A 26731-nucleotide genomic window follows, 5' to 3' on the forward strand; every position below is an offset into this window, starting at 1 on the left:
CAAAATTTGACCTGGAGCCCGGGCGCTTGGAGCGCATGCGCTTCAGGTCAAATCATGCCGGACCAGCCGCGAACGCCGCGACGACGGGCCGTGGATCGGCAAGACGGATGCAGCGCATGCCGGGCTCGCCTCGTTCGAGGCGGCCGGCATGACGGCGGGAGATCAGTTCTTCTTCATCATCCCATCGTCTTTCTTCATGCCATCCTTCGACATCGTGTCCTTCTTCATGCCGTCGTCCTTGGACATGTGATCCTTCTTCATGCCGTCCTTGGACATCGTGTCCTTTTTCATCATGCCGTCGTCCTTGCCCATCTTGTCCTGGGCAAAGGCGGCCGGCGACAGCGCCAGGCCAAGTGAGAGAGCGGCAGCCGAGACGCCGAGCACGATGCGGGTGCGAATGGTCATGAGAAATATTCCCTTCGAGATGGTGTTGTGTATGCGACAGGTGCCGCTACTCAATCTCGACGGATCGACACGCCTGCTTGTTACGCGACGTTGCGAACTTTTTTGCGTAAGCCGCAGGGCGCTGGCGCGATCGCTCCTTGGCCAAAAGCGTTAACGACCGAAACGCGAGGGTTCGGCGAGTGCAGCGCAGCAAGACGAATGCTTGCCGCCGCCTTCGATCTCGAACTATCAGATGAGAGAAGCGCGGGTGAAAGACCGGCTAGGATGGGCCTCCGCGCCGGTCTCAAGACCCGCCCAGATCACGTTACAGAAGAACCGTTCAAAGAAACTGTCCAAGGGGATACACATGTTCACGCGTCGTCACCTGCTCGCGACTGCCGTCGCAGCCCCCGCCATCTTGCGCTTCGGTATCGGCACCGCGCACGCCGCGACCACGCTGAAGATCTCGCACCAATTCCCCGGCGGCACCATCGACAAGGGCGATTTCCGCGACCGGCTCTGCCGCATGTTCGCAGCCGAGGTCGCCAAGCGCAGCAATGGCGACATCGCCGCCGAGATCTATCCGAACTCCTCGCTGATCAAGACCAACGCGCAGTTCTCCGCGATGCGCAAGGGCGCGCTCGATATCTCGCTCTATCCGATGCCCTATGCCGGCGGCGAGCTGCCCGAGACCAATATCGGCCTGATGCCCGGCCTAGTCACCACCTACGACCAGGGTATGCGCTGGAAGAAGGAACCGGTCGGAAAGGCGCTCACCGACTTCCTCGCCGACAAGGGCATTATCCTGCTGACCTGGGTCTGGCAGGCCGGCGGCGTCGCCAGCCGCTCCAAAGCCATCGTCGCCCCCGAAGACGCCAAGGGGCTGAAGGTGCGCGGCGGCTCGCGCGAAATGGATATGGTGCTGCAGACCGCCGGCGCCTCGGTTCTGTCGGTACCCTCGAACGAAATCTACGCGGCGATGCAGACCGGCGCCTGCGATGCCGGCATCACCTCCTCCACCAGTCTGATCTCGTTCCGTCTCGAAGAGGTCGCGAAGTCGCTGACCTCGGGCGCGGGTGCCTCCTACTGGTTCATGCTGGAGCCGTTGATGATGTCGAAGGCGATCTTCGACAAGCTGCCGAAGAACCAGCAGGACATCCTGGTCGCCGTGGGCGAAGAGCTCGAAGCCTTCGGCCGCAAGGGCGCGCAGGACGATGACGTCGAGGTCGCCAAGGTCTACGAGAAGGCCGGCGCAAAGGTCTCGGCGCTCGATGCCGCCACCGTCGGCAAGTGGCGCGACATCGCCCGTGACACCGCGTGGAAGGATTATGGTGCCAAAACGGCGACCGCCGCCAACCTGCTCAAGCTCGCCTCCGACGTCGCTGCATGAGTCACGGCCCTCTGCCGGATCGTGACGATCGGGCATATGCTGTCGCAAGGACCGGCCTTGCGGCAGCGCTTGATCGCGGCCTCGTCATCCTGAACCGCATCATCGTGGTGTTCGCAGCGCTGGCGCTGGTCGCGGCCTGCGCCATCCTGAGCTACAGCGTGCTCAGCCGTGCCTTGTTCAAGGCCGCAAACTACTGGCAGGACGAGGCGGCCGTATTCCTGCTGGTCGGCGCGACCTTCATGACATCAGCCTACGTGCAGCAGAACCGCGGCCATATCGGCATCGAGGCCTTCGTCGGCCTGCTCTCGCCGCTGGCAAACAGGATCCGGCTGTGGATCGTCGATGCAGCCACGTTCCTGTTCTGCGCATTTTTCACCTGGAAGTCGTGGACGCTGGCCAATGAGGCCTATGTCGACGGTCAGGTCTCGAACTCGATGTGGTCGCCGCCCCTCGCCATTCCCTATTCCCTGATGGCGCTCGGCATGAGCCTGCTCTGCATCCAGGTCCTCGTGCAGCTGGCGCTGCCTTTCGCGGGAGCCAGGCGACCATGAGCGTTTTCGGGATCGGTCTCGCTTATGGCGTTGCAACGCTGCTCGTGATGTTTTCGGGCATGCCGATCGCGTTCGCGCTCGGCGCGGTCGCGGTCGTGTTCATGGGCATCTACATGCCCTCGGCCTCGCTCGATACGGTGACGCAGAACGTCTACGAGGAAATGGCCTCAATCACGCTGCTGTCGATCCCGCTGTTTATCCTGAAAGGCGCGGCGATCGGCAAATCGCGCGCCGGCCAGGATCTCTATTCGGCCCTGCATGCCTGGCTGCACCGCGTGCCCGGCGGGCTCGGCGTTGCCAACGTGTTTGCCTGCGCGCTGTTTGCCGCGATGGCGGGCTCCTCGCCCGCAACCTGCTCGGCCATCGGCTCGGCCGGTATCCCCGAGATGCGCAAGCGCGGCTATTCCGGCGGCTCTGCCGCCGGAATCATCGCCGCCGGTGGCACGCTCGGCATCCTGCTGCCGCCCTCGATCACCATGATCCTGTTTGCGGTCGCCGCCGAAAAATCGCTGGGGCGACTGTTCCTCGCCGGCATCGGTCCTGGATTGCTGCTGGTCTCGCTGTTCGGATTCTACGCCGTGTTCCGCTTCCGCCGGGAATATGCCGCGGCCGAAGCGGCCTACAAGAACGGCGGCCCGGAGTCTGCGATCCTCGCCCGCGACGAGTACACGCTCGCCGAACGCTTCAGCGTGCTGCCGCGCGTGATTCCGTTCGTGCTGCTGCTCACCGGCGTCATGGCGGCGCTCTATGGCGGTTACGCCACGCCGTCGGAGACCGCAGGCCTCGGCGGACTTCTGGCGCTCGGCCTGATCGCAGCGATCTACGGCGTGTGGCGGCCAGAGGATCTCGGCCCCATCATGAAATCGACCGTCCGGGAATCGACCATGCTGATGATGATCATCGGCATGTCGCTGCTCTATTCCTACGTGATGAGCTATCTGCACATCTCGCAATCAGCGGCCGAGTCCGTCGTCGCGATGCATCTGCCGCGCTGGGGGCTCTTGCTGTCCATTCTCGTCATGGTCGTCGTGCTCGGCTTCTTCCTGCCGCCGGTCTCGATCATCCTGATGACCGCGCCGATCATCCTGCCGCCCTTGCGCGCCGCCAATTTCGACATCATCTGGTTCGGCGTGGTCATGACCATCGTGATGGAGATGGGACTGATCCATCCCCCAGTCGGCCTCAACATCTTCGTCATCCGCAACGTCGCGCCTGACATTTCGCTGAGCGAAGTGATCTGGGGCACCCTGCCGTTTGTGCTCCTGATGATGGGTGCGGTGCTGCTGCTGTGCCTGGTGCCGGAGATCTCGACCTGGCTGCCGGATTTGGTGATGGGGCCGGACGGGAGCAGGTGAGGCAATCACAGGTGCCGTAGGTGGGTTAGACCTGTGGCTGCGCACAGCGCGGGCGCAGGGCGTAACCTACCGCTTCTGTCTCCGCTGAGGCGAACAATGGTGGGTTACGCCTTCGGCTAGCCCACCCCACGAAGCGCTACGAACTGGCCCGCTTCCTCTTCGCATTCAGCGCCGTTGCCACCCGGCTCACCGGCGGCTTGCCGAGCACGACGCTCATCGCGTTCGTCGCCGCGAGCAGCTTCTCCATGTCCACGCCAGTCTTCACGTCCATGCCCTCGAGCATGTAGACGACGTCCTCCGTCGCGACGTTGCCCGTCGCCCCCGGCGCATAGGGGCAGCCACCGAGCCCGCCGGCAGCGGCGTCGATGACGCGGATGCCCTCCTCAAGGCCGGCATAGAGATTGGCCAGCGCCTGCCCATAGGTGTCGTGGAAATGCATCGCGAGCTGTGCCGCGGGAATATTCGCCGCCACCGCACGCAGCATCTCCTTGGCTTTGGCAGGCGTACCCACGCCGATGGTATCGCCGAGCGAGATCTCGTAGCAGCCGAGATCCCACAGCGTGCCGGCAAGATCGGCAACCGCCTTCGGCTTGATCTCGCCATCAAACGGACAGCCGAGCACGCAGGAGATATAGCCGCGGACCTTCACGCCGTCGGCTTTGGCGCGCGCCAGCACCGGCTCGAACCGTTCGATGGACTCCGCGACCGTGCAGTTGATGTTGGCCCGTGAAAATCCTTCGGATGCCGCGGCGAACACTGAGACGACCTTGGCGCCGGCAGCGCGCGCGGCGTCATAGCCCTTCTCGTTCGGCACCAGCACGTGGAATTGGGCGCCCTTGATGTGGCTGACGCCGCGCAGCACGGCATCGGAGCTTGCCATTTGCGGGATCGCCTTGGGCGAGACGAAAGCGCCGACCTCGACGGTATGAAGACCGGCTCCGACCAGCGCCTCGATGAAGGCGATACGGGCCTCGACGCTGACAGGCGTCTTCTCGTTCTGGAGCCCGTCGCGCGGCCCCATCTCGATGATCCGGACGGGATCGCTCATGTCACTCTCCCGAAGCCTCGACCACGGCGAGCTCGATGCCTTCCTGCACGATGTCGCCGACCTTGCACCTGATCGACTTCAGCACGCCGGCATAGGGCGCCCGCAGAGTCTGCTCCATTTTCATCACTTCAAGCGTGAGGATCGGCGCGCCTTTTTCGAGTTTTGCACCTTCCTCGGCCAGCACGGCGACGACCGTGCCCGGCAAGGGCGCCGCGATCTTGTCCGCGCCTGTCTGCTCCTCGGTCTCGCCGCCGAACGGATCGACCCAGTGCAGATCGAAGCGGCCGTTGCGCGTTCGCAAATAGAGCTCATGGCCGTCGATGACGGCGGCGACCGACGATTTGACGCCATCCAGCGTCAGGTCGAAGCCGCCGTCCCTCGGCGCGATCGCAAACGTCAGCTCACGTTCGCCGATGACACATGTCGATGGCCCACTGCCGTAGTTTAGCGCGATCTTCTGCTCCGGCCCATGGCCGACGCGGAAGGCAAAGTTGCGCTGGCGCCGGCCCACAGGCTGCCAACCAAAGGTCTGCCAGGGAGAATTCAAAGCCGATTTCGTCTCGCTTTGCGCAGCCCCCCGCTCATCATTGACGATCGCGGCCACCGCGGCGCAGAGCTCGAGTTCTCCGGGCGCCGGCGAGGCCGAGGTGAGAACCGCCAGCTCGCGCTCGATGAAACCGGTGTCGATCGCATTCGCCCGCACCTTCGGATGCGTGATCAGCGCCGACAGGAACGGGATGTTGGTGACGATGCCGCGGACGTCGGTGTCTTCCAGGCCGCGGTTCAGCCGGTCGATTGCCACGTCCCGCGTCGGCGCCCATGCGATCATTTTTGCGAGCATCGCATCGTAATAGGGCGAGACAGTATCGCCTTCGCGATACCCGGCATCGATGCGCAGACCGCCGGTCTCCGCAGGCAGCCGCCAGGTCGAGATCCTGCCGACCGAGGGCATGAAATTCCTGGTCGGGTTCTCGGCATAGACGCGCGCCTCGATGGCGTAGCCGTTGAGCTTGATCTCGTCCTGCTTCAGCGGCAGTGCCTCGCCGAAGGCGACGCGCAGCTGCCATTCGACGAGGTCGACGCCCGTGATAAGCTCGGTCACGGGATGCTCAACCTGGAGACGCGTGTTCATCTCGATGAAGAACACGTCCTTGCCGTCGGAGACGAATTCGATCGTGCCGGCGCCGACGTAATTCACCGCGCCGGCTGCCTTGCGCGCAGCGGCACAGACCGCCTCGCGCTGAGCGGCATTCAGGGTCGGCGACGGCGCTTCCTCAATCACCTTCTGATGTCGGCGCTGCAAGGTGCACTCGCGCTCGAACAGGGACAGCAGATTGCCGTGGCTGTCGCCGATGATCTGCACCTCGATATGCCGGGGATTGTCGACGTATTTCTCGATCAGCATACGGTCGTCGCCGAATGCCGCCTTGGCCTCGCGCTTGGCGCTGACGATCGCGGGCGCAAGCTCGGCGGCCGAGCGCACGATCCGCATGCCGCGGCCGCCGCCTCCGGCCGAGGCCTTCACCAGGATCGGGAAGCCGACCTTCTCGGCCGCCTTCGCCAGCGTCGCATCGTCCTGGGCATCGCCGTGATAACCAGGGACCAGCGGCACGCCCGCCTTTTCCATCAGCGCCTTCGAGCCTGACTTCGAGCCCATCGCATTCATCATCTCGGCGGTCGGGCCGACGAAGACGAGGCCGGCACCGTAACAGGCCTGCGCGAATTCGGCATTCTCGGACAGGAAGCCGTAGCCGGGATGCACGGCCTCTGCGCCGGTCTTCTTGGTGGCCTCGATCAGCCGCTCGACATTGAGATAGCTGTCGCGTGCGCGCGCAGGTCCGAGCAACACGGCTTCGTCCGCGAGCGCGACATGCATGGCGTCGCGATCGGCCTCGGAATAAACAGCTACGGTGCGCAGGCCCATGGCGCGCGCCGTGCGGATGACGCGGCAGGCGATCTCACCGCGATTGGCGATCAGGAGTGTGCGAAAACGCCGGTAGAGCTTGGTAGAGTCCATCGCATCACATCCTGAACAGGCCGAATTTCGTTGGCTCGATCGGCGCATTCGACGACGCCGAGAGGCCGAGGCCGAGCACGAGCCGGGTGTCGGCGGGGTCGATCACACCATCGTCCCAGAGGCGTGCGGTGGCGTAATAAGGATGCCCCTGGCTCTCATATTGATCGCGGATCGGCTTGCGGAACTTGTCTTCCTCCTCCTTCGACCAGCTGTCGCCCTTCGCCTCGATGTTATCGCGGCGGACCTGGCTCAGCACCATGGAGGCCTGCTCGCCGCCCATCACCGAGATGCGCGCGTTCGGCCACATCCAGAGGAAGCGCGGCGAATAGGCGCGGCCGCACATGCCATAATTGCCGGCGCCGTAGGAGCCGCCGATCACGACGGTGAATTTCGGCACGGACGCCGTCGCAACCGCCGTCACCAGCTTGGCACCGTCGCGCGCGATGCCACCGGCCTCGTATTTCTTGCCGACCATGAACCCGGTAATGTTCTGCAAGAACACCAGCGGAATGCCGCGCTGGCAGCACAGCTCGATGAAATGCGCCCCCTTCAGCGAGCTCTCGCTGAACAGAATGCCGTTGTTGGCGATGATGCCGACGGGAAAACCCCAGATATGGGCGAAGCCGCACACCAGCGTCGTGCCGTAGAGCTTCTTGAACTCGTCGAACTCGGAGCCATCCACGACGCGGGCGATGATGTCGCGCACGTCGAAGGGCTTGCGGCCGTCGACCGGCACCACGCCATAAATCTCCTCCGCCGCGAACAGCGGATCACGTGGCGGATGCATGTTGAGGTTCGGTCGCGCCGATGGCTTCAGCGTGCCGACGATACGCCGCGCAATGCCGATGGCATGGGCATCGTTCTGGGCGTAGTGGTCGGTCACGCCCGACTGCCGCGAATGCACGTCGGCGCCGCCAAGCTCTTCCGCGCTGACGACCTCGCCGGTCGCCGCCTTCACCAGCGGCGGGCCGCCGAGGAAGATGGTGCCTTGATTGCGCACGATAATGCTCTCGTCCGACATCGCCGGCACATAAGCGCCGCCAGCGGTGCAGGAGCCCATCACGATCGCGATCTGCGGGATGCCTTGCGACGACATCTGCGCCTGATTGTAGAAGATGCGGCCGAAATGCCGCTCGTCCGGAAAGATCTCGTCCTGCAGCGGCAGGAAGGCGCCGCCGGAATCGACCATGTAGACGCAAGGCAAATTGTTTTGCCGTGCGATATCCTGCGCGCGCAGATGCTTCTTCACGGTCATCGGATAGTAGGTGCCACCCTTGATGGTGGCGTCATTGGCGACGATGACGCATTCGCGGCCCGAAATACGCCCGACGCCCGTGACGATACTCGCCGAATGCACGTCGCCGCCGTAGAGGCCGTGGGCCGCGAGCGGCGACAGCTCCAGGAACGACGTGCCGGGATCGACCAGCAGGTCGACCCGCTCGCGGGCCAGCATCTTGCCGCGTGAGGTGTGGCGATTGCGCGAGGCCTCGCCGCCGCCGCCGGCCACTTGGCTTAGTTTTTCACGCAAGTCCGCGACGAGCGCGCGCATGGCGTCCGCGTTGCGCGCGAAATCGGATGACGATGGATCGATGCTGGAATGGAGCGGCATGTGGTCCCGCGTTTCTGATGATGTCGTTGCGTGGAGAGCTTAGGCGGTTTCGGACATCAGCTCACGGCCGATCAGCATGCGGCGGACTTCGGAGGTCCCCGCACCGATCTCGTAGAGCTTGGCATCGCGCCAGAGCCGGCCGACCGGAAACTCGGAGGTGTAGCCGACGCCACCGAGCGCCTGGATTGCCTCGCCCGCCATCCACGTCGCCTTCTCCGCGGAATAGAGGATGGCAGCAGCAGCATCCTTGCGTAAGCTGCGCGCATGATCGGCGCGGTCGCAGGCCTTGCCGACGGCGTAGACATAGGCGCGCGTCGCCTGCCAGGTCGAATACATGTCGGCGAGCTTGCCCTGCATCAGCTGGAAATCGCCGATCGGCTGGCCGAACTGCTTGCGCTCGTGCATGTAGGGCACCACCGCGTCCATGCAGGCCGCCATGATGCCGAGCGGTCCGCCCGACAGCACGGCGCGCTCATAGTCGAGGCCTGACATCAGCACCTTGACGCCCTCGCCCACCTTGCCCATCACGTTCTCCTCGGGCACCTCGCACTCGTCGAAGAACAGCGGATAGGTGTTGGAGCCGCGCATGCCGAGCTTGTCGAGATGCTGGCCGTGGGTGAAGCCTTTGAACCCCTTCTCGATCAGGAAGGCCGTCATGCCGCGCGGGCCCGCCTCCGGATCGGTCTTGGCATAGACGACCAGCACGTCGGCATCGCCGCCATTGGTGATCCACATCTTCGAGCCGTTCAGCACATAGCGATTGCCGCGCTTGTCGGCGCGCAGCTTCATCGAGACCACGTCCGAGCCGGCGCCCGGCTCTGACATTGCGAGTGCGCCGACATATTCGCCTGATATCAGCTTCGGCAGATAGCGTTGGCGCTGTGCGTTATTGCCGTTGCGGCGGATCTGATTGACGCAAAGGTTGGAATGCGCCCCGTAGGACAGACCCACGGCCGCAGAGCCGCGCGAAATCTCCTCCATGGCGACGACATGGGCGAGATAGCCCATGTTCGAGCCGCCATATTGCTCCGGCGCGGTCATGCCGAGCAGGCCGAGGTCGCCGAGGCGCTTCCACAGGTCCGCGGGGAACAGATTGGCCTTCTCGATCTCGGCGGCGCGCGGGGCGATCTCCGCCTCAACGAAGGCCCGCAGCGTGTCGCGCAGCATGCTGATGTCTTCGCCCAGATCGAAGTCGATGCTCGGGATGTTCAAGGCGATCCTCCGTCTTCTTGCAAAGTTCTTTGTCGATCCGAACCTACCCCCGCCTAGGCGTTCTGGCGGTCGAAAAGGTTGCATTTTCCGCCAAGTTTGGCGAGGATTTTCCAAAGGACTTCCAATGCCGTTTCAGGCCGCAACCGCGACGCCCCGCCGCGCCATGACCCCCGCCGCCTTCGTCCGCGGCGTGGTCGCGGCCTATGCCCGCTATGGAGGGGATCCAGCAGAGGCGCTGGGTAAGGGGCAGGTCCTCCCTGATCTGGTGAGATCCGCCGACGGGCGCGTGACGGCAGCGCAGTTCGAGGCGCTGGCCGGCCACGCCATGCGCGAGCTCGACGATGAAGCGCTCGGCTGGTTCTCGCGCCGCCTGCCGTGGGGCACCTACGGCATGCTGTGCCGCGCTTCGATCACCGCGCCCAATCTCGAGGTCGCACTGAAGCGCTGGTGCCGTCATCATCGCCTGCTGACCGAGGACGTGCTGTTCGAGCTGGCGGTCAGCGGCGAGACCGCGACCATCTCGCTACGCGAGCAGCGCGATCTCGGCAGCTTACGCGAGTTCTGCCTCGTCACCCTGCTCCGCTATGTGCTCGGCTTCTCCTGCTGGGCGGTGGATTCCGCGATCGCGCTGCGCGCCGCGGAATTTCCCTTCTCCGAGCCCGCCCACGTCTCGGTCTATCCGACCATCTTCTGCAAGCACATCCGCTTCGAAGCGGAGGCGGCACGCATCGTCTTCGACAAGCATTATCTCTCGCTGCCCCTGACCCGCAGCCCCACCGACCTCGACAGCATGCTCAAGGGCGCACTGCGCCTCACCGTACTACCCTATCGCCGCGATCGCTTGCTGGTCGAGCGCGTCCGCCGCGTGCTGCGCGAGGCGCGTGGACGTATTCTCGGCGCGGAAGACGTCGCCAGCGAGCTCGCGCTCTCCACCCGCACCATGCATCGTCGCCTGCGCGAGGAAGCCACATCGCTGCGCGACCTCAAGGAAGAGGCAAAGCTCGAACTCGCCAAGCAGGAGCTGATGCGCGGCCGCACGCCGATCAAGCGGATCGCGGAGATTGCGGGCTTCCGCAACGAAAAGAGTTTTTCGCGCGCCTTTCGCAGCTGGACCGGCGCCAGCCCGCGCGAATTCCGCGGGCGATATCGTTGAGGGCGCGCGGCCCCTATCCTGTCGATACGACCGCGATCTCCGGCACCGGCAGCGGCACGTCCTTCGCCACACCCAGCACCGGAAAGCTGCGCACGTTCTTCACGTTGGGCATGGCGGCGAAATGCAGCAGTTGCTGGCGCATGCTCTCGACGCTCGGCGCCACGCATTTCAGGAGATAGTCGGTGTCGCCCGAAATGCGCCAGCACTGCTGGATTCGCGGGATCGCTGAGATCGAGTCCTCGAACGCCTCGAGCACCGGCTGAGCCTGGCTGCTCAGCTGGATCGAGACGAACGACACCACCTCGTAGCCGAGCAACCGCTCGTCGATGACGGCACGAACGGCACGGATCACGCCACGGCTGAACAGTGATTTGAGCCGCCGCAGGCAATTCGGCGCGGACACGCCGACGCGCAGCGCCAGCTCGTTGTTACGGACGCGCCCGTCCTGCTGCAATTCGGAGAGTATCTTCAGATCGACGCCGTCGAGCTGCGCACGCCCGGCCATCCCCCAACCCCATCATGGTCCCGTCATCAGGGCCAGCGAAGCACGGGCCGATTTTGATGCCAAGGGCCGGTTGACGGGAAGCGCCCCTCAATGCGTCCAGGGTTCGCCGCGGCGGAAGGCGAAATTATCCGCGTAGGCGACCTGGCGGTGCAGCGATTCCTTGGGCTCGATCACCTGGTAGGCGATGCCCTTGCGCTCGCAATAGGCGACCGCCTCGTCCTTGGTGTCGAAGCGCAGCGTGATCTGCTGCTTCATGTCGCCGGACGATGTCCAGCCCATCAGCGGCTCGACCGAACGGGGCTGCTCCGGCTCGTAATCGAGCTGCCATTCCTTGGTCTTGGACCGGCCGGATTGCATCGCGTTCTTGGCGGGCTTGAAAATGCGTGCGGTCATTGGCGGTCCGGCCTCTTCGTCTTTTCGTTCGATTTTAGTGCGTCACGGTAGTGATTGGTGGAAAGGGCGGGCATAGTATAGAGACACCTTTCGGAACTGATCGGTGATTCCGGCCCTCCCCGGGTCTCTCACCGACGGGTATAGTCATTATGCTGCACTGTGACAATTGCGTACCCGCCCTCCGCCCGGGAATCCCGCCCGGCGGCCAAGCCTTTCTAAAACAAGCCTTGCCAATACAAGCCTTGACAACATCCGCCTCGCCGAATTCAGCGTATCTGCCCCCTTCGAGAGCTTCCGTCGCATGGCCTTCCTGAACATCAACGCCACGCTCCCCGACAAGGGCCGTGACCTCAGGCTCGACCTGTTTCGCGGCATCGCCAACTGGGCGATCTTCCTCGACCATATCCCCGACAACGTCGTGAACTGGATCACGACGCGCAATTACGGCTTCTCGGACGCCGCCGACCTGTTCGTCTTCATCTCCGGCTACACGGCCTCCTTCGTCTATGCCCGCATGATGCTGGAGCGCGGCTTCATCGTCGGCGCCACCCGCCTCACCAAGCGGGTCTGGCAGCTCTATGTCGCCCACATCATCCTGTTCGTGATCTACATCGCCTCGATCAGCTATCTGGCGCTGCGCTTCGGCGATTCGGAGATGATCAACGAGTTCAACGTCGCCGGCCTCGTCGACAACGCCACCGAGACCCTGCGACAAGGCCTGTTCCTGCGCTTCAAGCCGCTCAATCTCGACGTGCTGCCGCTCTATATCGTGCTGATGGGCCTGTTTCCGCCGGTGCTGTGGTTCATGCTGCGCAAGCCCGATCTGACGATGGTGCTGTCCATCATCCTGTGGCTGACCGCGCGTCACTTCAGCCTGAACCTGAATGCCTATCCGGCCGGCCAGTGGTACTTCAACCCCTATTGCTGGCAGGTGCTGTTCGTGTTCGGCGCCTGGTGCGCGATGGGCGGCGCACGGCGCTCGGGCTGGCTGATCAATTCGTCGATCACGTTGTGGCTCTGCCTCGGCTATCTTGCCTTTGCGTTGGTCATGACCATGGCCGGCCGCTTCCCGGCGCTCGGCGCCATGTTCCCGGAGTGGCTGTTCTCGGCCTTCAATCCGAATGACAAGACCAATCTTGCGCCCTACCGCTTCATCCATTTCGTCGTGATCGTGATCCTGGTGATCCGCTTCGTGCCGAAGGACTGGCCGGGCCTGGAGTGGAAGGTCTTCGATCCCGTGATCGTGTGCGGCCAGCAATCGCTCGCCGTGTTCTGCGTCGGTGTGTTCCTGTCCTTCGTCGGCCATTTCGAGCTGTCGATGAGCTCGGGCTCGCTGTTTGCGCAGCTGTTCGTCTCCATCGCCGGCATCGCGATCATGACAACGGTCGCCTATTACATCTCGTGGTCGAAGCGGCAGGACAAGCCGCTGAAGCCGCCGCCGGCGAAGTCCGCAGCCCCCCCGGCGGCAAAGGCCGCCTGAGCCGCCGAACGCCCGCTTGCTTACAAGCGAGCGTTCGAGTTCCGTCAGGGATCGGATTGACCTGGGTCAACCTGGAGCGAGGCCGGTCGGCCTAGTGTTATTACGACACGCGCCGTCGCAACCGATGTCGGCGGTCTCCTCTCGGACAAGGCCCAAGCACATGCCCTCTCATTTTCACGCCGTGGTCTGGATTGATCATTCGCAGGCCCGGATCTTCCATCTTGGCCTGAGCGGCGCCGACGAAATCACGCTGCATCCGCAGCTGGCAACGCGGCATCTTCATCACAAGGCCAACACGATCGGCAGCGGCCACGCCGCGCCCGACAAGTCCTTCCTCGCCGAGGTGACCCAGGCCCTCGCCGACGCCGGAGAAATCCTCATCATCGGCCCGGCGAACGCGAAGACCGAGCTCGCGAGCCACATTCGCGCCCATGCGCCGGATCTTGCCAAGCGGATCGTCGCGGTGGAAGCAGCCGATCATCCCACCGACAACGAGATCGTCGCTTACGCCAAGCGTCACTTCAAATTGCCGCTCCCGCGCGTGCAGACCCCCGGCGCCGCCGCGGGCGAAAGACACACCGGCTAAGCGAAGCGCCGCCGTTTCAGGCCGCCGCCTCGCCGTCGTACTCGGTGAATTTCTTGTAGATCCAGTCGCGGCCATCGTGACGACGCCAGACCTTGCCGTAGACGAGCTGCCCATTGATTGAGCGGCGCGGCACGATGACGGTCCAGAGATGCCAGATCTCGGTCCAGTTCGGACGTTGGCGGGGTGTTTTCGTGGTGAGATCGAAAGCCATGACGGACAACTCGCGCGAAACGAAACGCCGCGACGAATGTGATCTCGTGTGAGCAGCTTCTGGGGCGTCGTCGCGGGCCAGGACTGGTTGATACCATCAGTCAAAACGGCCGCAACGACGGTCCGCGCTTAACCTAACCGATCAACCTTACCGGTCGACGGACGTCAGCGTTGCCGGTTGAAACGCGTGCCCATCTTTCCTAAGATGCATGCGCGATTTGAGAATGAATGCGCCGTTTCCGAAGAGCGCGCCGAGGCTGATTTCAGGCTGACTTTTTTCAAGCGACTGACTGCGCAGGTCGATCATCATGAATTTGCAATGTGGATATTTGCGCCTGGCGATGATTTCGCCGCCTCCGACACCGGTCGGCAGACAGCCCCAGGATCAATCGCCGAAGGCTGCGAACGACAATCATCCGGTCTGGCCACTCATCCCGTTTCCGGCAGGCTGGTACGCCTCGGGCTGAAGCCCTCGAAAACGCAACGCCGCGCAAGCGGAGTATTATCGCTTGGCGGCGTCCGTTAGGTATTGGGCGCTGAAATCCCCAACACCGATATGTCTATGGCGACGCCCAAAGGTTCGATGAAGCTTTGGCAACGGCATCCGTCAACTTGCCAAATTCGTTGCAGGAGCCGCGCAAGCGACGGTGATGGAGCCGGGTAAGGATGCCGCGTCAAAATCAGGGAAACAGAACATTCAACGTCGGGACTGGTCGGGGCAGCTGGATTCGAACCAACGACCTGCAGTACCCAAAACTGCCGCGCTACCAGGCTGCGCTATACCCCGAATGTCCGGCGAGCCCCGTCGATACACGCTTCCAGGAGGGCCATCAAGCTTTCCAAGCCGCCGGCAGGCAGCAAACCACCGGCGGCAAGCAAAGCCGCCGATAGGATCCCCCGGGCCGCAATCGCCTACCGGACCTATTTGCTGCCGAACAGGGGGTGCCCGACGTGGTCGCCGGGGCGAATGCCATATTTCTGGGCTGTTCCCGCCACCACCTCGAGGACGGCCCGGGCGGGCCCCTTCGACGAGATGATCTTGGTCGAGAGCGGCTCGGTGTTTTCGGCGATGCGCAGGATGCGGCCATCGGAACGGATGAAGATCATGTCGAGCGAGACGTAGGTGTTCTTCATCCACATCGACACTTCCTGCTCGGGATTGAAGTCGAACAGCATACCTTTGCCGTCAGCCAATTCCTTGCGGTACATCAGCCCTGTTTGCTTCTCCTCGTCCGTGGTCGCCATCTCGACCGAGAATACCTGCACGCCGTTCTTGGTGACGATTTCGAGCGGCTGGAAACTGGCGGCGCGCAGCGGCGAGCCGGCGATGGCAAAGCCGACAATGACGAGGGCGGCGGCAAGAAAGCCCCGGGCAACGGACCGGGCGGCTTTTCGATCAGAGATCATGGCGGAAAACTCGGCGGGAAATTCGGCAGGAAACTCAGGACCACAATGACTGGCCCGGCGGTGTGGGACTGCGACATCCTTACGCGGCCACCGTCCCAAAAGCCAGAAGCGCGCAAGGCCACCCTGCGCGCTTCTGCTGACGAATACGGAAATTTGAAGCCGCTAGTGCGACTGCAGGCCCGGCGAACCGGTTTCGGGGTGGATCTCGGCGGCCATCATGCCCTTGGAGCCGGGCCCAAAGCGGACCAGCACATACTGGCCCGGTCGCAGCTCGGTCATGCCGAAACGGCGCAACGTCTCCATGTGGACGAAGATATCGGGGGTCCCCTCGCCGCAGGTCAGGAAGCCGAAGCCGCGCAGCCGGTTGAACCATTTGACCTGGGCCCGCTCGAGCCCGCTGGTCGCGGTGACGGTGACGTGGGTGCGCGGCGGCAGCATCTGCGCAGGATGGATCGCGGTCGACTCGTCCATCGAGACGACGCGGAACGCCTGGTAGCCCTTGGCGCGCTGGATGCACTCGACGACGATGCGGGCGCCTTCGTAGGCAGTCTGGAAGCCGTCGCGCCTAAGCACGGTAACGTGCAGGAGGACGTCGGGCCAGCCATTATCCGGGACGATGAAGCCGTAGCCCTTTGAGGCGTCGAACCATTTGATGACGCCATGGACCTCGACGAGGTTGGCGCTCCCCTCACCTAGCCCGGTAAAGGGACTGAGCGCATTGTCGCGACCGGCGCCGTGCTCGCCCGACGCGGGAACTCCCAGCTTCTTGGACTCAAATCCGTCCGACGACCCCATAACCCCGGACCCCACAACTGCCATGCAACCCGCCACATTGGCGGTGCTCGAATTACGCGTCTTAAGAGAGTCTTCTCACTTCGACGCGACGCGACGCGACGCGAATCTTTCGAATCAAAAGATAACACTCCCGGTTGCGAGGCATAGTCAAAAAAGAGATTCGCCGGAACCTATGAACAGCTTGCACAGCCGCGAATCAAACTAACGCCTCAATTGCCGACAAAGGGTCCAAGCGTTTCGCCGATGTCGTGGCGGATGACGAGGTCGGCGATTGCGTCCTGCTCGGTCGGCTCGCGATTGATGATCACCAAACGTGCACCTGATCTCTTCGCCATCATAGGAAAGCCCGCCGCCGGCCATACCACAAGCGAGGAACCGATCGCGATGAACAGATCGCAGGCCTGCGACAGTTCGGTAGCGCGTTGCATTTCCTCCTCGGGCATCGCCTGACCGAATGAGATCGTCGCGGTTTTTACCGGCTCGTCGCACCCAGTGCAGTCAGGCGCGGCCCCGTCCTGGTCGAAGCGGCGTTTCACCCAGTCGAGCTGGTAGACCTGCCCGCACCCGATGCAGCGCGCGTAAGTGGTGTTGCCGTGAAGTTCAATCACGCGATCGGCGGCAAAGCCGGAGGCCTGGTGCAGATTGTCGATGTTCTGGGTGATCACCGCGGGGATCTTGCCGGCGCGATGCAGCGCGGCCAGCGCACGATGACCGCGGCCGGGCCTTGCTGCGGCGAACACCTCCTCCATCGCAAAACGCCGGCGCCAGGATTCATCGCGCGCCTCTTGGCTCGCGACGAACTCGTCGAACGGGATCGGACGGTTGCGGGTCCAAATTCCGCCCGGCGAGCGGAAATCCGGGATGCCGCATTCGGTCGAAATGCCGGCACCGGTGAACGGCACGATGATGTCGGCGCTCGCGATCATGTCGCCGAGCCGTTCGACGCCGCTCTGAAGGTCCTTTGCAATCACGCGCCGCCTCCCCATTCATTTTCGCGCTAGCTGCACCGCGCGCAAGCGGCAAGATTGTTGACGCTCTTATCCACCGCCGCGCAAGAACCATTCAAGTCGTTGACGACAAAGGGCGGCAATTTTTTCCGACCGTCTCTTATCACAATCCTGCAATGCCTCGTCCCCATTGACGCCCCAATCAGAAGCGCCAATGCATGTGTTGACGCGACTCAACGTGATTGCGGCGGCAGTGCTTGAGTTCAGCAGTGCACATAGACTCAGGTGTAGTGGGGATTTGACATGACCGAAGACGAACAACGCAAAATCCTAGAACGCGAAGAGATCGCCGCCCGCGTCGCCGCCTTCCGTGCCACGCAGGAAAAATTCAAACGCGAGCGCGAAGAATATTTCGTCTCGACGCTCGAGAACGCGCGCAAGGTGGAACGGCCCTCGCTCTGGCCGTGACCGCATCGCAAACGATGCCGCGAACGAAAAAAGCCCGGAGCATCGCTCCGGGCTTTTTCGATTCTTCAGCCGTTACCAGTGACGGTAGTAGTGCCGGTGCCGATAGTACGGCCCACCATAATAGGCGTACGGGCCGGGCCCGTAATAGGCCGGGCCGCCATAATAGCCGTAGCCCGGACCATAATAGCCATAGCCGTACGGATGGGACGCGGCGACGGCGCCCGCGGTGATCGCACCAGCGGCGAGACCGAACGCCAGGCCCGGGCCGATACCGCGTGCCTCGGCAGGCGCCGGCGCAGCGAGCGCGGTTGCGCCGACGGCGACAACGGTGGCCAGAACTGCGAGTGTCTTCCTCATGATCTCCTCCTTCACATGTCGCTGAGACAACGCAGGCGGCGTGCGATGGTTCGCCGCGGGTGGAACCGCAGCGCGCAGAAATAAATCCCACCCCGCAGGGAACGATTGAACCGGCGACGAATTGATGCCGTACATGCGAATGCCTCCGCCATCCGGGTGGGGCAAGAGCATGAAGACCCCGTCAGCATCTCCGCGGTGCTGGCGGGGTTTTCAATTTCGCGGACAAAAATGGCAGCAGACAGCAAAGGCTGCCAACGGGGCGGGAGGCCGAGGAGACAAGATTGCCGATATCCGCTTTGCTCGCCCGCATCCGCAGGCTCGTTCCCAGCACCAAACCCGAGCATTACGACGAGATCGTTCGGAACTTCGGCGTTGGCGCACTCCGCCCGCCGCGGACGACGATGAGCGATGGCGAGCTCGCCCGCGCCATCGCCGAGTTCCTCAAATCATCGCCGTCGGCGGAGTCGGTTGCGACCCTCGGCCGGCGGCTCGATCCCACCTCGCCGCTTTGAGCGGCGTTTATTCGGCTGGGAACATGCGCTTCGCGCGCGGGTTGAAATCGTCTTCCCGCGAGAGATGGAGGCTCATCATGCCCGTCTGGCTCGAAGTCTTGCTCAACCTGTCCGGCTATGTCGGCTTCGTGGCGCTCGCAACCAGCGGCGCCGCGTGCTCGCACGGTTCCGCCGAGGACGAGACCTGCCCAGGCAAACGCTAGGTCGTTTGTGGCGATCAGTCGGCCTGCGGCACGTGACCCGCAGTACGCACCAGCCGGTCGGCCTTGGCCGCAACGCGCGAGCCCTCGTCCTGCGGCCGCAGCGAAACGCTGATCACCACGAAGGCGAGACAGAACAGCGCGCCGACGACGGCAACGCGGCGATAGGTCTGGCGGTCGCCCTGATAAAATGGCGGTTGTAAAAATGGGGTCATGAATAGGTTCTTGGCAATTCGGATTTGTTGTTGTCTTTGCCACACACCTATCCCAACGCGCAGGCGGCGCAACGCGATTGGGCTTTTAACCTAACCGAATAGGGTTATCGCGATGGCGGCAAGCTTTCGTTAGGAGGCCCGGTCGACGCCTCAGGCGTCGGCAAGCCACTTCAGCGTTGCGCTGAAGCCGAGGCTGCGATGGCCGCCGACCAGCACGGTGCCGTACACCTCAGCCCCCTCCTCGGTGAACGTCCCCGAAAATCCGCTGGTCGCCTCGGTACCAGCGAACAGCGGCCTGACAAGCGGATCGGCAAACGGGGAATGCTGGTTGGTGGCAAGCTCGCCCTTCCAGGTGCCATTGCCTGACGTGTAGGACCCGCGTGACCAGAAGTAAGGTCCGCCACCGAGCAGCACGCCATCGCGCAAGATCAACACGCCGCTGTCGCGGCCCTTCACGCCGTCGAGCATGCGGATGTGGATAGAGTAGAGCCCGTTCTTCATGGATGCGCCCGCGGTCCGAACGAACGATAGCGCGGCCCATGGAGAGCGTCGAGACACGGACGTGCCGCCCGCTGCCCGGCTTTGTTCCAGCTTCGCCTGCGTTTTGTTCTCAAGAGAACGAATCGGAATCGGCGAAATCAGCATGGAGCAGGTCTTAACAAATCATTTGCATACTAACGAGCGACATACCGCCGCAGGCAGCTGATCCCACACGATCGTGGACCTTGATCGCGGCGGATCGCAACGACGACACGCCGATGCAAGGCGCCCCCGCTGACTCGTTTTGGCACAGACATCGCACCGACGCTTGCACACACCCGACCTGTTCTGCATCCGACTCTATTTCATTCTCAAAGAACGAATCGGAAGCGAGCAAATCGGTGGGACGCATTTCCTAACGAGCGATGAAGCGACGCGCCGTCACATGCGAGCGTCATCGCCTCAAAGCGCGAGTGCTCAAGCCGCCGCGCGCCTGGCGCTGCCCTTCTCCGCAAAGCATTCCAGGATCTGGATGCGGATTTCCTCTGCCGCCGGGCCTTCGACCTTCCTGAGCTGGTTCCAGAGCCGGATCACTTCGCGCTGCTTTTCAACGGTCATGAGGCATCTCCCGAGCTGAGACTCACTAGAACAAAATAGGAACAAAAAGTCCAGCCTGTCAGCGAAATTTCCTGCGCGTGTCGCGTTGAACCTTTTCGGCGCGCCCAAGACTTATGGAAGCTGGGGATTTCAGCGCCCAGTGTCATATGGCAGCGCCGCGATGGACGAACATATTCCGTCACCGCGGCGCTGTTGCTTTTTGAATTTTCAACCTTAAGTTAGGCGGATGGCTGACGGTCAGGCGCTGAAATCCCAACGCCGTCAGCAAGAGAGCCCCGTGCGCAAGCGCGGGGTTTTTCTTTTGCGTCGCTTGGGGAATGGCGTGCTGCAAAGATTGACGGACGCGCGGGAACGAACGCCGTGCATTCTGCATTGTCAGATCGAAATCAGTGGTGCTGTCGGTTGTGCGACGCGACCGGCAGCTTGGAAGAACCCCGTAGCCCCCGCGCGGGGTTTTTCTTTTTGGCAAGCCGGCAATGGCGCTTGAGCAATGAATTGCGAGTTCTGCGAGAAGGAAATCCCGATCGGGCTTGCGGTGTGCCCCTGTTGCGGCAAGCCGCAAAGCATGCCTGGCGAAAGCGGCCGGCGCTTCCTGTGGATCATCGTGATGACCGCAGCCATGTTCGCGATCGTCATCGCCTGGCACGATCTCGTCGTGGCGCGATGAACTTTTTCAGCGCTGGCGCGTCTAATTGATGAAGCTTCCCCCAGGCTTCACCCCCATCAGAAAACCCCGCTCCCCCCAAGCGGGGTTTTCCCCTTTTTGCCGTCATCGTATCGCTCGTCGGCGCTGCGCTCGGGCCACGCAGACGCCGCGCGATACGCGGATCAGACGGCGTCCTTGGCCACCTTCAGCGGCGAGGCCTTGACCGACTTGCTCGCCGGCTTTGCAGCAAACTGCATCGGCTCCTTGGTGAAGGGATTGACGCCCATGCGGGCCTCGGTCGCCGGCTTGTTGACGACCGACATCTTCACGAAACCGGGAATAACGAACTCGCCGGACTCGTTGAGCTCCTTGTAGCCGACCGTCGCCATATACTCGATGACCGACTTGACGTCGTTCTTCGCAAGCTGCGTGCCCTCGGCAATCGCATCGATCAATTGAGTCTTGGTCATCTTCGGCATGTCTGGATTTCCTCTGAATGGGGTGCGCGCGAGCTGCGATGTAGCTTTGTGCCGGAGGCGGCAAAACTACGCGCGCCGCGTCTGTTCGCGCCTGATGGCCACGAAGCAGCCGGGCTTAGAGCCCATTGAGGGCCAAAACGCAAGCAGCAGTTCTGCGGGAGTTCCGTCAAGTCTCCCGGGCAACACTGCTGAGATATTTCGCCGGCGGCTTGCCAAGCGCCTTCTTGAACATCGTGATGAAGGCGGTGACCGATTCATAGCCGAGATCGGCCGAGACCTGTTGCACGCTTGCACCCGCGGCGAGCTCGCGGATCGCGACGATGAGATGCAGCTGCTGACGCCAGCGTCCGAACGTAAGCCCCGTTTCCTTCGCAACGAGGCGCGCAAGGCTGCTCTCGCTGAGCGCAACGTGATCGGCCCATTGCGCCAGCGTGCGACGGTCCGCTGGATTGTCCGCCAGGCTTTCGGCAATGCGCTTCAACCGCGGCTCGCTGGTGAGCGGCAGATGCAGTTGCTGCACGGGCATGCGCGGCAGCTCGCCAAGCAGCACGGCGATCAGGTGCTCCCGCCTCGCCTCGTCATGCTGCGCGCCATCGGATAGCTCGACGATCAATTCGCGCAACAAGGGCGAGATCGAAATGGTGCAGCAGCGCTCCGGCAGATCGACCAGCTCCGTCTCGATATAGACGAAGAACAGAATCGCGTTCGCGGTGGCGCGATTGCTGTGCGGCATGCGGCTCGGAATCCAGACCGCGCAATGTGGCGGCACCATCCACAGCCCGCTTGGAACGCGGCAGGTGACGCCGCCGCCGAGCGACACCACCAGCTGTCCCTTGCGATGCCTGTGCTCGGGCACCTCGTGCTTGGTCCCGTCGGCGTCGACGCGCACGGCGATAACAGGTGCGGCGCGGTCGTCCACATCGAGGTCGAACCAGGGATATCGAAGCTTTTGCCGGATCATTGACTGAATTTAGCGATCGATTGCGATTATGCATAAATTCATCCATCGGCAAAGTCGATAGATCTCGCCTCAACTCAACGCAAGGAGATGCGGCCGTGCATGGCTCGATCATGTCTGGAGCCCGGATGGGCCGAACCGTTCGCACGCAGGCCGGTCAGGTGCGCGGCGCGGCGCGGGATGGCAACGGCGTGCTCGCCTTCAAGGGTATCCCATACGCGGCACCTCCGGTCGGGCCGCTGCGCTGGCGCGCGCCGCAAGCTCCAAAACCGTGGACGGGTGTGCGCGATGCGGTCACCTTTGGCGAGGGGGCGCTCTCCTCGCTCGAGCATGACCCGCGGCCGGGACCGCGCAGCGAAGACTGCCTCACGCTCAATGTGTGGACCGCGGCGACGGAGCCCGACGCCAAGCGGCCCGTGATGGTGTGGATCCACGGCGGCGGTTTTCAATTCGGCTCCTCGGCCAATCCCGCCACCGACGGAAGCTTGCTGGCCGCGAAGGGCGTCGTCGTCGTCAGCTTCAATTATCGGCTCGGACTGTTCGGCTTCCTCGCCCATCCCGACCTCGATACGCAGGCGCCATCAGGCAATTTCGGGCTGCAGGATCAGCTCGCGGCGCTGCGCTGGGTCAAAGCCAACATCGCCGCGTTTGGCGGCGACCCTGGCAACGTCACCTTGTTCGGTGAATCCGCCGGCGCGATGGCTGTCGGCATGCTGATGGCCTCGCCGCTCGCGCGCGGGCTGTTCCACAAGGCGATCGGCCAGAGCGGCGCGTTCTGGGATGGAAGGCACGGGCCGCTGCAAGGCTTTGACGAAGCCCGTGCGCGCGGCACAGCTTTCGTCCGTGAGCACGCCGGCGGATCGATCGCAACGTTGCGCACGATGCCGGCCGAGCAGTTGAACGAGGCCGCGCCGTGGAGCCTTGCGCGCGATCACGTCACGCAGGCGTTCTCGCCGAGCATCGACCGTTACGTGGTGCCTGATGTGCCGGCGCGACGCTTCCTGCGCGGCGAGCAGATGCACATCCCGCTGCTCGCAGGATGGAACGGCGCGGAAGAATTTCCCTTCATGCCGCTCGCCCTGCCCGCTCGGTCGGCGCAAGCCTTTCGCGCCGCGGCGGCAGAGATATTCGGCGAGGACCGGATGGCGGATTTCCAAAAGCTTTATCCGGCCGGCACGGACGCAGAGGCCAGGACATCGACCGCCGCACTCAACGGCGACATGGTGATCGGCGAGCAGTGCTGGCAATGGCTGCGGCTGCACAGGACCAGCACGTGCGCGCCGGTCTACGCCTATCATTTCGCCTACACCTCGCCCTACACGCCGATCGCCTCGCACGTGACCGAGATCCCCTTCGTGTTTGGCACGCTGACGCCGCAGCGGATCATCGGCAGCACCACGCCGCCCGATGCAACGGATCGAGCGCTGGCCGAGGTCATCATGAGCTATTGGGTGAATTTCGCGACATCAGGGAACCCGAACGCATCAGGCCTGCCGCCCTGGCCGTCCCATGATGAGAGAGGCATCGTGCAGGTTCTCGGCACGACGATCGAGGCCCGCCCCAATCCGCAGGCCGACCGGTTCGCCTTCCTCGGCAGCTTCAGGCAGGACGGCGTGCTTCCAATGCGCTGGCGCGACTGAAGCTTCGAACGAGCGCGCCGCTCATTCACCGCCGGCGGAGTTTTCCACACCAGGCGTCACCTCAGCGTGAAACTTTCATCTTGATGGATGTTGTTCAGACTCTGGTAACCCAACGCATCCACTCTCTAGGCAGTCTTGTTGCGTTGGAGTACCCGAACAGTGCTGAATTTTGACGAGCTGCGTGAACTCGCAGCCGATGTCCGCGTATTTGTCGATGTCGCCGAAGACAAGGCCGAGGCGCTCAGGTCAGTCATCAGGGCCTACGACGTGGTGCTGGCGATCTTCCCGTCCGGAGACGGCATGGGCCTTCACGTCATCAAGGGCAAAGAGATCCTGGATGGCATAGCGAAGTCGCGCACGCATGCGAGCTACAGCCACACGGCAATCGCGGTGCCTGATATCGAGCATGCCGAAGTGCTGAAATATCTGACGTTGCCGGCAGAACAGCGGATCGCAGCGTAAACTGCAAGCACCGCAACAGTGAGCGATCGTCCTTGCGACGGTCGCCCCTCAGTGGCCCCACACGGCGGCCGCGACGCCGAATCCGATCAAGCCGAGGCCGACGACAACAGGACCGAAATCGGCGGCACCCTCGACGCCGAACAATTTGGCGACCGCGGTCCCGACCGCACTCAAAACGACGTCGAAGATCAAGCCGAACAAGGCGTCAAGCATGGCCGTTCACCCGGCCTTGCCGTAGGTCGCGTCATGCACGATGCCGCCGATCGTGCCTCCCACGACCAGCGCGGCGAACACGGGCCAGCCTGCGGATACGACCAGGATCGTCCCAAGATGTGGAGCCCCGCCCGGCTGCCTGTAGGCATCGAAACCGGCGAAGAAAACCACCGCGACCAGGCAGCCCAACAGATATCGTTTGAACCAGCTCACGGCGAATGCCCTCGTTTCCAGGCATTCGTCGCCGCGAGCAGGATGCCGGTTCATCAGACGGTCCGGCCTCCCGCACGGTGACAACACCCTCTCAGCACAGAAAATGGGTCGCTGGGTCTGGAACGCCCGCCGCGTTGCAGCGGCTAAGGTTCGCCTATCCTGCCCGGCCAGGATCGATCTCCGACGTCCTTGCTCGCGAAATGGCATCCGGCTGCAACCAGGCCCAGCGCAACGTTCACGCCAAGCAGAATTTGCAAGACCAGACTCATGTCCTCGCTCACATACCTGACGTCGTGGCGGAGGACATACCGCACCGGATGCGCGCCATCGGGCTCTTGAGGCGAGATGGCCACAAGCGCAAGCAACGCGACCGTCCCGCAAAGCGCGGAAATCCACGCTATCCGTCCAAGCCTTCGCACCCAGCGCTTCGGCATCAGGAATTCTTGTCGTCGTTCAGTACCGGACCGAACCGCTCCCATCTGTGATTCCTGAAACGCATCATCTGGAGCTGTTTGATCGGCGCGTAGTCGGTCGGGCCGGTCTTGATACGGATGCCCGGGATCAAGAGGCCGATCTCCATATCGAGATTGGCAGCCTGTCTCATGACGTTGTCGCGCGTCAGATCGTCACCGCATTGGCGCAGCACCTGCACGAGCGTCTTGGACTGGGCAAAACCCGTTCTGGTAAAGCCATCGTCCTGATCGCCGTCGGGAAACCACTGCGTCATGAATGCACGCCACTCCTTCACGCTCGGATCCTCTTTCAATTGCGGATCATCGACATCCTTGAATGCCGAGGCCGACAGGATGCCCTGACTGTTCTCATAGCCGGCGGGTTTCAAGGTCGCCGCTGTCGAGTTGGCGGTGCTCGTCAGGATATGGACCGGATTCCACTTCAGCTCGGCGATTTTCCTGATCGCCTGCGCCGCGAATTTGGGCGAGGAGATGTTGACGAAAATGTCGGGATTGGCGTCCTTGATCCGGACGACCAGCGACTCCACCGTCGGCGCCGACGTGTCATACGCGATCTCGGCCTTGATCAGGCTGGCCGCCTGCGCGCCGAGACCATCGTGCAGACCTGCCAGATAGTCCTTACCGAGATCGTCGTTCTGATAGAGAATTCCGATCGTCTTGCCGGGATAGTTCTTCAGGATATACGCGGCGTAGATGCGTGCCTCGGCATTGTAGGTCGCGCCAAACCCCATCGTCCAAGGGAAGTTCTTCGGATCGTTCCACTTGCTGGCGTAGGTGGTGATGAAGAGTTGCGGCACCTTCTTCATATTCATGTATTTGTGGATGGCGCTGTTCGTCGCCGTGCCCAGGGCGCCGAAGATCAGCAGCACCTCATCGCTTTCCACGAGCTTGCGCGCCTGTTCGACCGTCTTGGGCGGGCTGTAGGCGTCATCGTAGGAGATGAAGTTGATCTTGCGGCCATTGATGCCGCCCTCGGCATTGATCTTCCTGAAATAGGCCGCCTGCGTCCGGCCGAACACCCCATAGGCGGAGGCGGGTCCGCTATAGGGCATGATGTTGCCGATCTTGATCTCGGTATCGCTGACGCCGGGATCGTAGCTCTTCTGGGCAAAACTGCTGCTGGCAGCGAACAAGCAAACTGCGGCCGAAAACGCCGCCAATCGTCGCGCGACGAAGGACATCCCGTTTCCCCTGCAATGAAAAAATGAATGGTCGCTTGTCTACGTGGCCTCTTGCGGGCCACTGGCCGACAGTCAACACCCGTCCCAGGGTTTTGTCGATCTGAAAAGCGACACCCGGCAAGCCCGCGGCAGACGTCCGCGCTCACGCGTCCCGAGCCCTCCCTGGGACTTCGCTTCGCCCCCGATTCACCGAAGATCAAGATTCTTGCTTTAATCTGGACGGCCGTCTGGGGGCACCATCAGCAGGACGTTTGATGAGTGAGGGAGAACAACGCAAGGACAGGCGCGTCGCGTTCGAACGGCCCATCGAAGCGCGCGTCATGGCGATCGACGGCACATGGCAGCGCGCCTGCAAGATCCACGACGTCTCCGAGATGGGGGCGAAGCTCGTGATCGACGGCGCGGTGACGGATATCGGCCAGAGGGAATTTTTCCTCGTGCTGTCACCCGTTGGCCTCGCCTACCGTCACTGCGAACTCGCCTGGATCAACGGCGAGTTCGTCGGCGTTCAGTTCATCAATCGCGGAAGAGCCGCCAAGCGAGCGCGTCGCGGCGAAAAGCTGGTGAAGTAATC

The 26731-nt window shown here is 63.0% G+C and carries 35 protein-coding genes and 1 tRNA gene; 14 read left to right on the top strand and 22 right to left on the bottom strand.

From position 1 onward, the window contains the following. Window positions 1-162 precede the first annotated feature (162 nt). A complete protein-coding gene (locus Q0687_RS14230) occupies window positions 163-405 on the bottom strand; it encodes a pentapeptide MXKDX repeat protein (RefSeq protein WP_128962548.1) in 243 nt (80 codons plus the stop codon). A gap of 346 nt (window positions 406-751) precedes the next feature. Here Q0687_RS14230 and dctP point away from each other — a divergent pair, with 346 nt between their 5' ends. Genes dctP through Q0687_RS14245 form a run of 3 tightly spaced genes read left to right on the top strand, consistent with a single transcriptional unit; the run spans window position 752 to window position 3680 of the window. Beyond that, window positions 752-1774, top strand: a complete 1023-nt coding sequence (gene dctP, locus Q0687_RS14235; protein ID WP_298877657.1) for a TRAP transporter substrate-binding protein DctP — start codon at window positions 752-754, stop codon at window positions 1772-1774. Beyond that, the gene (locus tag Q0687_RS14240) at window positions 1771-2325 is read left to right on the top strand and encodes a TRAP transporter small permease (RefSeq protein ID WP_298877659.1); all 555 of its coding nucleotides are present in this window, start codon (window positions 1771-1773) and stop codon (window positions 2323-2325) included. The genes dctP and Q0687_RS14240 overlap by 4 nt, the downstream gene beginning before the upstream one ends. Further along, window positions 2322-3680: a TRAP transporter large permease gene (locus tag Q0687_RS14245; RefSeq protein ID WP_298877661.1), complete on the top strand. Its 1359-nt coding sequence runs from the start codon at window positions 2322-2324 to the stop codon at window positions 3678-3680. The genes Q0687_RS14240 and Q0687_RS14245 overlap by 4 nt, the downstream gene beginning before the upstream one ends. 136 nt (window positions 3681-3816) lie before the next feature. Here Q0687_RS14245 and Q0687_RS14250 read toward each other — a convergent pair whose 3' ends face one another. From Q0687_RS14250 to Q0687_RS14265, 4 genes are read right to left on the bottom strand one after another with little or no spacing between them, the layout of a single operon-like run. Beyond that, window positions 3817-4728, bottom strand: coding sequence for a hydroxymethylglutaryl-CoA lyase (locus Q0687_RS14250; protein WP_298877663.1), 912 nt, complete (start codon window positions 4726-4728; stop codon window positions 3817-3819). A 1-nt stretch (window position 4729) separates the two neighbouring features. Beyond that, window positions 4730-6745 carry an acetyl/propionyl/methylcrotonyl-CoA carboxylase subunit alpha gene (locus Q0687_RS14255; RefSeq protein WP_298877664.1) on the bottom strand — a complete coding sequence of 672 codons (2016 nt, stop codon included), beginning with the start codon at window positions 6743-6745 and terminating at the stop codon, window positions 4730-4732. Window positions 6746-6749: 4 nt separating this feature from the next. Beyond that, window positions 6750-8354 (bottom strand): carboxyl transferase domain-containing protein, encoded by a 1605-nt coding sequence (locus Q0687_RS14260; protein WP_298877666.1) that lies wholly within the window; start codon window positions 8352-8354, stop codon window positions 6750-6752. A 39-nt stretch (window positions 8355-8393) separates the two neighbouring features. Then, complete coding sequence (locus Q0687_RS14265; protein ID WP_363323951.1) at window positions 8394-9566, bottom strand: isovaleryl-CoA dehydrogenase; 1173 nt, start codon at window positions 9564-9566, stop codon at window positions 8394-8396. Window positions 9567-9690: 124 nt separating this feature from the next. Between Q0687_RS14265 and Q0687_RS14270 the strand changes: the two genes are divergently transcribed. Then, window positions 9691-10719 carry an AraC family transcriptional regulator gene (locus tag Q0687_RS14270; RefSeq protein ID WP_298877667.1) on the top strand — a complete coding sequence of 343 codons (1029 nt, stop codon included), beginning with the start codon at window positions 9691-9693 and terminating at the stop codon, window positions 10717-10719. 13 nt (window positions 10720-10732) lie between these two features. On the opposite strand, the gene Q0687_RS14275 is transcribed toward Q0687_RS14270, so the two are convergent. Beyond that, a complete protein-coding gene (locus Q0687_RS14275) occupies window positions 10733-11224 on the bottom strand; it encodes an Lrp/AsnC family transcriptional regulator (RefSeq protein ID WP_298877669.1) in 492 nt (163 codons plus the stop codon). 87 nt (window positions 11225-11311) lie between these two features. Continuing rightward, window positions 11312-11617 carry an ETC complex I subunit gene (locus Q0687_RS14280; protein ID WP_298877670.1) on the bottom strand — a complete coding sequence of 102 codons (306 nt, stop codon included), beginning with the start codon at window positions 11615-11617 and terminating at the stop codon, window positions 11312-11314. Window positions 11618-11918: 301 nt separating this feature from the next. Here Q0687_RS14280 and Q0687_RS14285 point away from each other — a divergent pair, with 301 nt between their 5' ends. After that, window positions 11919-13097: an OpgC domain-containing protein gene (locus Q0687_RS14285; protein ID WP_298877672.1), complete on the top strand. Its 1179-nt coding sequence runs from the start codon at window positions 11919-11921 to the stop codon at window positions 13095-13097. A gap of 160 nt (window positions 13098-13257) precedes the next feature. Next, window positions 13258-13683 (top strand): translational machinery protein, encoded by a 426-nt coding sequence (locus Q0687_RS14290; protein ID WP_298877674.1) that lies wholly within the window; start codon window positions 13258-13260, stop codon window positions 13681-13683. Window positions 13684-13699: 16 nt separating this feature from the next. On the opposite strand, the gene Q0687_RS14295 is transcribed toward Q0687_RS14290, so the two are convergent. Then, a complete protein-coding gene (locus Q0687_RS14295; protein ID WP_298877676.1) occupies window positions 13700-13894 on the bottom strand; it encodes a hypothetical protein in 195 nt (64 codons plus the stop codon). Window positions 13895-14071: 177 nt separating this feature from the next. On the opposite strand from Q0687_RS14295, the gene Q0687_RS14300 reads away from it, so the two are divergent. Then, window positions 14072-14419, top strand: a complete 348-nt coding sequence (locus Q0687_RS14300; RefSeq protein WP_298877678.1) for a hypothetical protein — start codon at window positions 14072-14074, stop codon at window positions 14417-14419. Window positions 14420-14603: 184 nt separating this feature from the next. On the opposite strand, the gene Q0687_RS14305 is transcribed toward Q0687_RS14300, so the two are convergent. The 4 genes from Q0687_RS14305 to Q0687_RS14320 form a co-directional block, all read right to left on the bottom strand. Beyond that, window positions 14604-14680 (bottom strand) — tRNA-Pro (locus tag Q0687_RS14305). A 134-nt stretch (window positions 14681-14814) separates the two neighbouring features. Next, a complete protein-coding gene (locus tag Q0687_RS14310; protein WP_298877680.1) occupies window positions 14815-15300 on the bottom strand; it encodes a DUF192 domain-containing protein in 486 nt (161 codons plus the stop codon). 162 nt (window positions 15301-15462) lie between these two features. Next, the gene (locus Q0687_RS14315; protein WP_237862583.1) at window positions 15463-16095 is read right to left on the bottom strand and encodes a cold-shock protein; all 633 of its coding nucleotides are present in this window, start codon (window positions 16093-16095) and stop codon (window positions 15463-15465) included. Window positions 16096-16304: 209 nt separating this feature from the next. Next, the gene (locus Q0687_RS14320; RefSeq protein ID WP_298877682.1) at window positions 16305-17066 is read right to left on the bottom strand and encodes an NAD-dependent protein deacetylase; all 762 of its coding nucleotides are present in this window, start codon (window positions 17064-17066) and stop codon (window positions 16305-16307) included. A 279-nt stretch (window positions 17067-17345) separates the two neighbouring features. Here Q0687_RS14320 and Q0687_RS14325 point away from each other — a divergent pair, with 279 nt between their 5' ends. Continuing rightward, window positions 17346-17510 carry a hypothetical protein gene (locus Q0687_RS14325; RefSeq protein WP_298877684.1) on the top strand — a complete coding sequence of 55 codons (165 nt, stop codon included), beginning with the start codon at window positions 17346-17348 and terminating at the stop codon, window positions 17508-17510. 72 nt (window positions 17511-17582) lie between these two features. Here Q0687_RS14325 and Q0687_RS14330 read toward each other — a convergent pair whose 3' ends face one another. Further along, the gene (locus tag Q0687_RS14330; protein WP_298877687.1) at window positions 17583-17867 is read right to left on the bottom strand and encodes a hypothetical protein; all 285 of its coding nucleotides are present in this window, start codon (window positions 17865-17867) and stop codon (window positions 17583-17585) included. A 281-nt stretch (window positions 17868-18148) separates the two neighbouring features. Between Q0687_RS14330 and Q0687_RS14335 the strand changes: the two genes are divergently transcribed. Together Q0687_RS14335 and Q0687_RS14340 are read left to right on the top strand one after the other, a co-directional pair. Then, window positions 18149-18379, top strand: coding sequence for a hypothetical protein (locus tag Q0687_RS14335; RefSeq protein WP_298877689.1), 231 nt, complete (start codon window positions 18149-18151; stop codon window positions 18377-18379). Window positions 18380-18456: 77 nt separating this feature from the next. Then, entirely contained in the window at window positions 18457-18582 is a 126-nt protein-coding gene (locus tag Q0687_RS14340; RefSeq protein WP_298877691.1) for a hypothetical protein, read from the top strand. Window positions 18583-18596: 14 nt separating this feature from the next. Here Q0687_RS14340 and Q0687_RS14345 read toward each other — a convergent pair whose 3' ends face one another. From Q0687_RS14345 to Q0687_RS14355, 3 genes are all read right to left on the bottom strand, one after another. Then, complete coding sequence (locus Q0687_RS14345) at window positions 18597-18794, bottom strand: hypothetical protein (RefSeq protein WP_298877693.1); 198 nt, start codon at window positions 18792-18794, stop codon at window positions 18597-18599. Window positions 18795-18944: 150 nt separating this feature from the next. Then, window positions 18945-19295 (bottom strand): GrlR family regulatory protein, encoded by a 351-nt coding sequence (locus Q0687_RS14350; RefSeq protein ID WP_298877695.1) that lies wholly within the window; start codon window positions 19293-19295, stop codon window positions 18945-18947. A gap of 456 nt (window positions 19296-19751) precedes the next feature. After that, window positions 19752-19892, bottom strand: coding sequence for a hypothetical protein (locus Q0687_RS14355; protein WP_298877697.1), 141 nt, complete (start codon window positions 19890-19892; stop codon window positions 19752-19754). Window positions 19893-20382: 490 nt separating this feature from the next. On the opposite strand from Q0687_RS14355, the gene Q0687_RS14360 reads away from it, so the two are divergent. Next, entirely contained in the window at window positions 20383-20559 is a 177-nt protein-coding gene (locus Q0687_RS14360; RefSeq protein WP_298877699.1) for a hypothetical protein, read from the top strand. Window positions 20560-20720: 161 nt separating this feature from the next. On the opposite strand, the gene Q0687_RS14365 is transcribed toward Q0687_RS14360, so the two are convergent. Together Q0687_RS14365 and Q0687_RS14370 are read right to left on the bottom strand one after the other, a co-directional pair. Next, window positions 20721-21017 carry an HU family DNA-binding protein gene (locus tag Q0687_RS14365; protein WP_128962535.1) on the bottom strand — a complete coding sequence of 99 codons (297 nt, stop codon included), beginning with the start codon at window positions 21015-21017 and terminating at the stop codon, window positions 20721-20723. Between the two features lie 166 nt (window positions 21018-21183). Beyond that, entirely contained in the window at window positions 21184-21975 is a 792-nt protein-coding gene (locus tag Q0687_RS14370; protein ID WP_298877760.1) for a helix-turn-helix transcriptional regulator, read from the bottom strand. A gap of 128 nt (window positions 21976-22103) precedes the next feature. On the opposite strand from Q0687_RS14370, the gene Q0687_RS14375 reads away from it, so the two are divergent. Both Q0687_RS14375 and Q0687_RS14380 read left to right on the top strand, forming a co-directional pair. Continuing rightward, window positions 22104-23615 (top strand): carboxylesterase family protein, encoded by a 1512-nt coding sequence (locus Q0687_RS14375; protein WP_298877703.1) that lies wholly within the window; start codon window positions 22104-22106, stop codon window positions 23613-23615. A 159-nt stretch (window positions 23616-23774) separates the two neighbouring features. Next, window positions 23775-24077 (top strand): hypothetical protein, encoded by a 303-nt coding sequence (locus tag Q0687_RS14380; protein ID WP_298877705.1) that lies wholly within the window; start codon window positions 23775-23777, stop codon window positions 24075-24077. A 48-nt stretch (window positions 24078-24125) separates the two neighbouring features. Here Q0687_RS14380 and Q0687_RS14385 read toward each other — a convergent pair whose 3' ends face one another. From Q0687_RS14385 to Q0687_RS14400, 4 genes are all read right to left on the bottom strand, one after another. Next, complete coding sequence (locus Q0687_RS14385; protein WP_298877707.1) at window positions 24126-24290, bottom strand: hypothetical protein; 165 nt, start codon at window positions 24288-24290, stop codon at window positions 24126-24128. Window positions 24291-24296: 6 nt separating this feature from the next. Next, window positions 24297-24557 carry a hypothetical protein gene (locus Q0687_RS14390; RefSeq protein ID WP_298877709.1) on the bottom strand — a complete coding sequence of 87 codons (261 nt, stop codon included), beginning with the start codon at window positions 24555-24557 and terminating at the stop codon, window positions 24297-24299. Between the two features lie 89 nt (window positions 24558-24646). Continuing rightward, a complete protein-coding gene (locus Q0687_RS14395) occupies window positions 24647-24937 on the bottom strand; it encodes a hypothetical protein (RefSeq protein ID WP_298877711.1) in 291 nt (96 codons plus the stop codon). Then, the gene (locus tag Q0687_RS14400; protein WP_298877713.1) at window positions 24937-26157 is read right to left on the bottom strand and encodes an ABC transporter substrate-binding protein; all 1221 of its coding nucleotides are present in this window, start codon (window positions 26155-26157) and stop codon (window positions 24937-24939) included. Before Q0687_RS14400 ends, Q0687_RS14395 begins: the two co-directional genes overlap by 1 nt. A 251-nt stretch (window positions 26158-26408) precedes the next feature. On the opposite strand from Q0687_RS14400, the gene Q0687_RS14405 reads away from it, so the two are divergent. Further along, a complete protein-coding gene (locus Q0687_RS14405) occupies window positions 26409-26729 on the top strand; it encodes a PilZ domain-containing protein (protein ID WP_298877715.1) in 321 nt (106 codons plus the stop codon). Window positions 26730-26731 lie beyond the last annotated feature (2 nt).

Source organism: uncultured Bradyrhizobium sp. (assembly GCF_936928535.1).
Classification (GTDB): domain Bacteria; phylum Pseudomonadota; class Alphaproteobacteria; order Rhizobiales; family Xanthobacteraceae; genus Bradyrhizobium.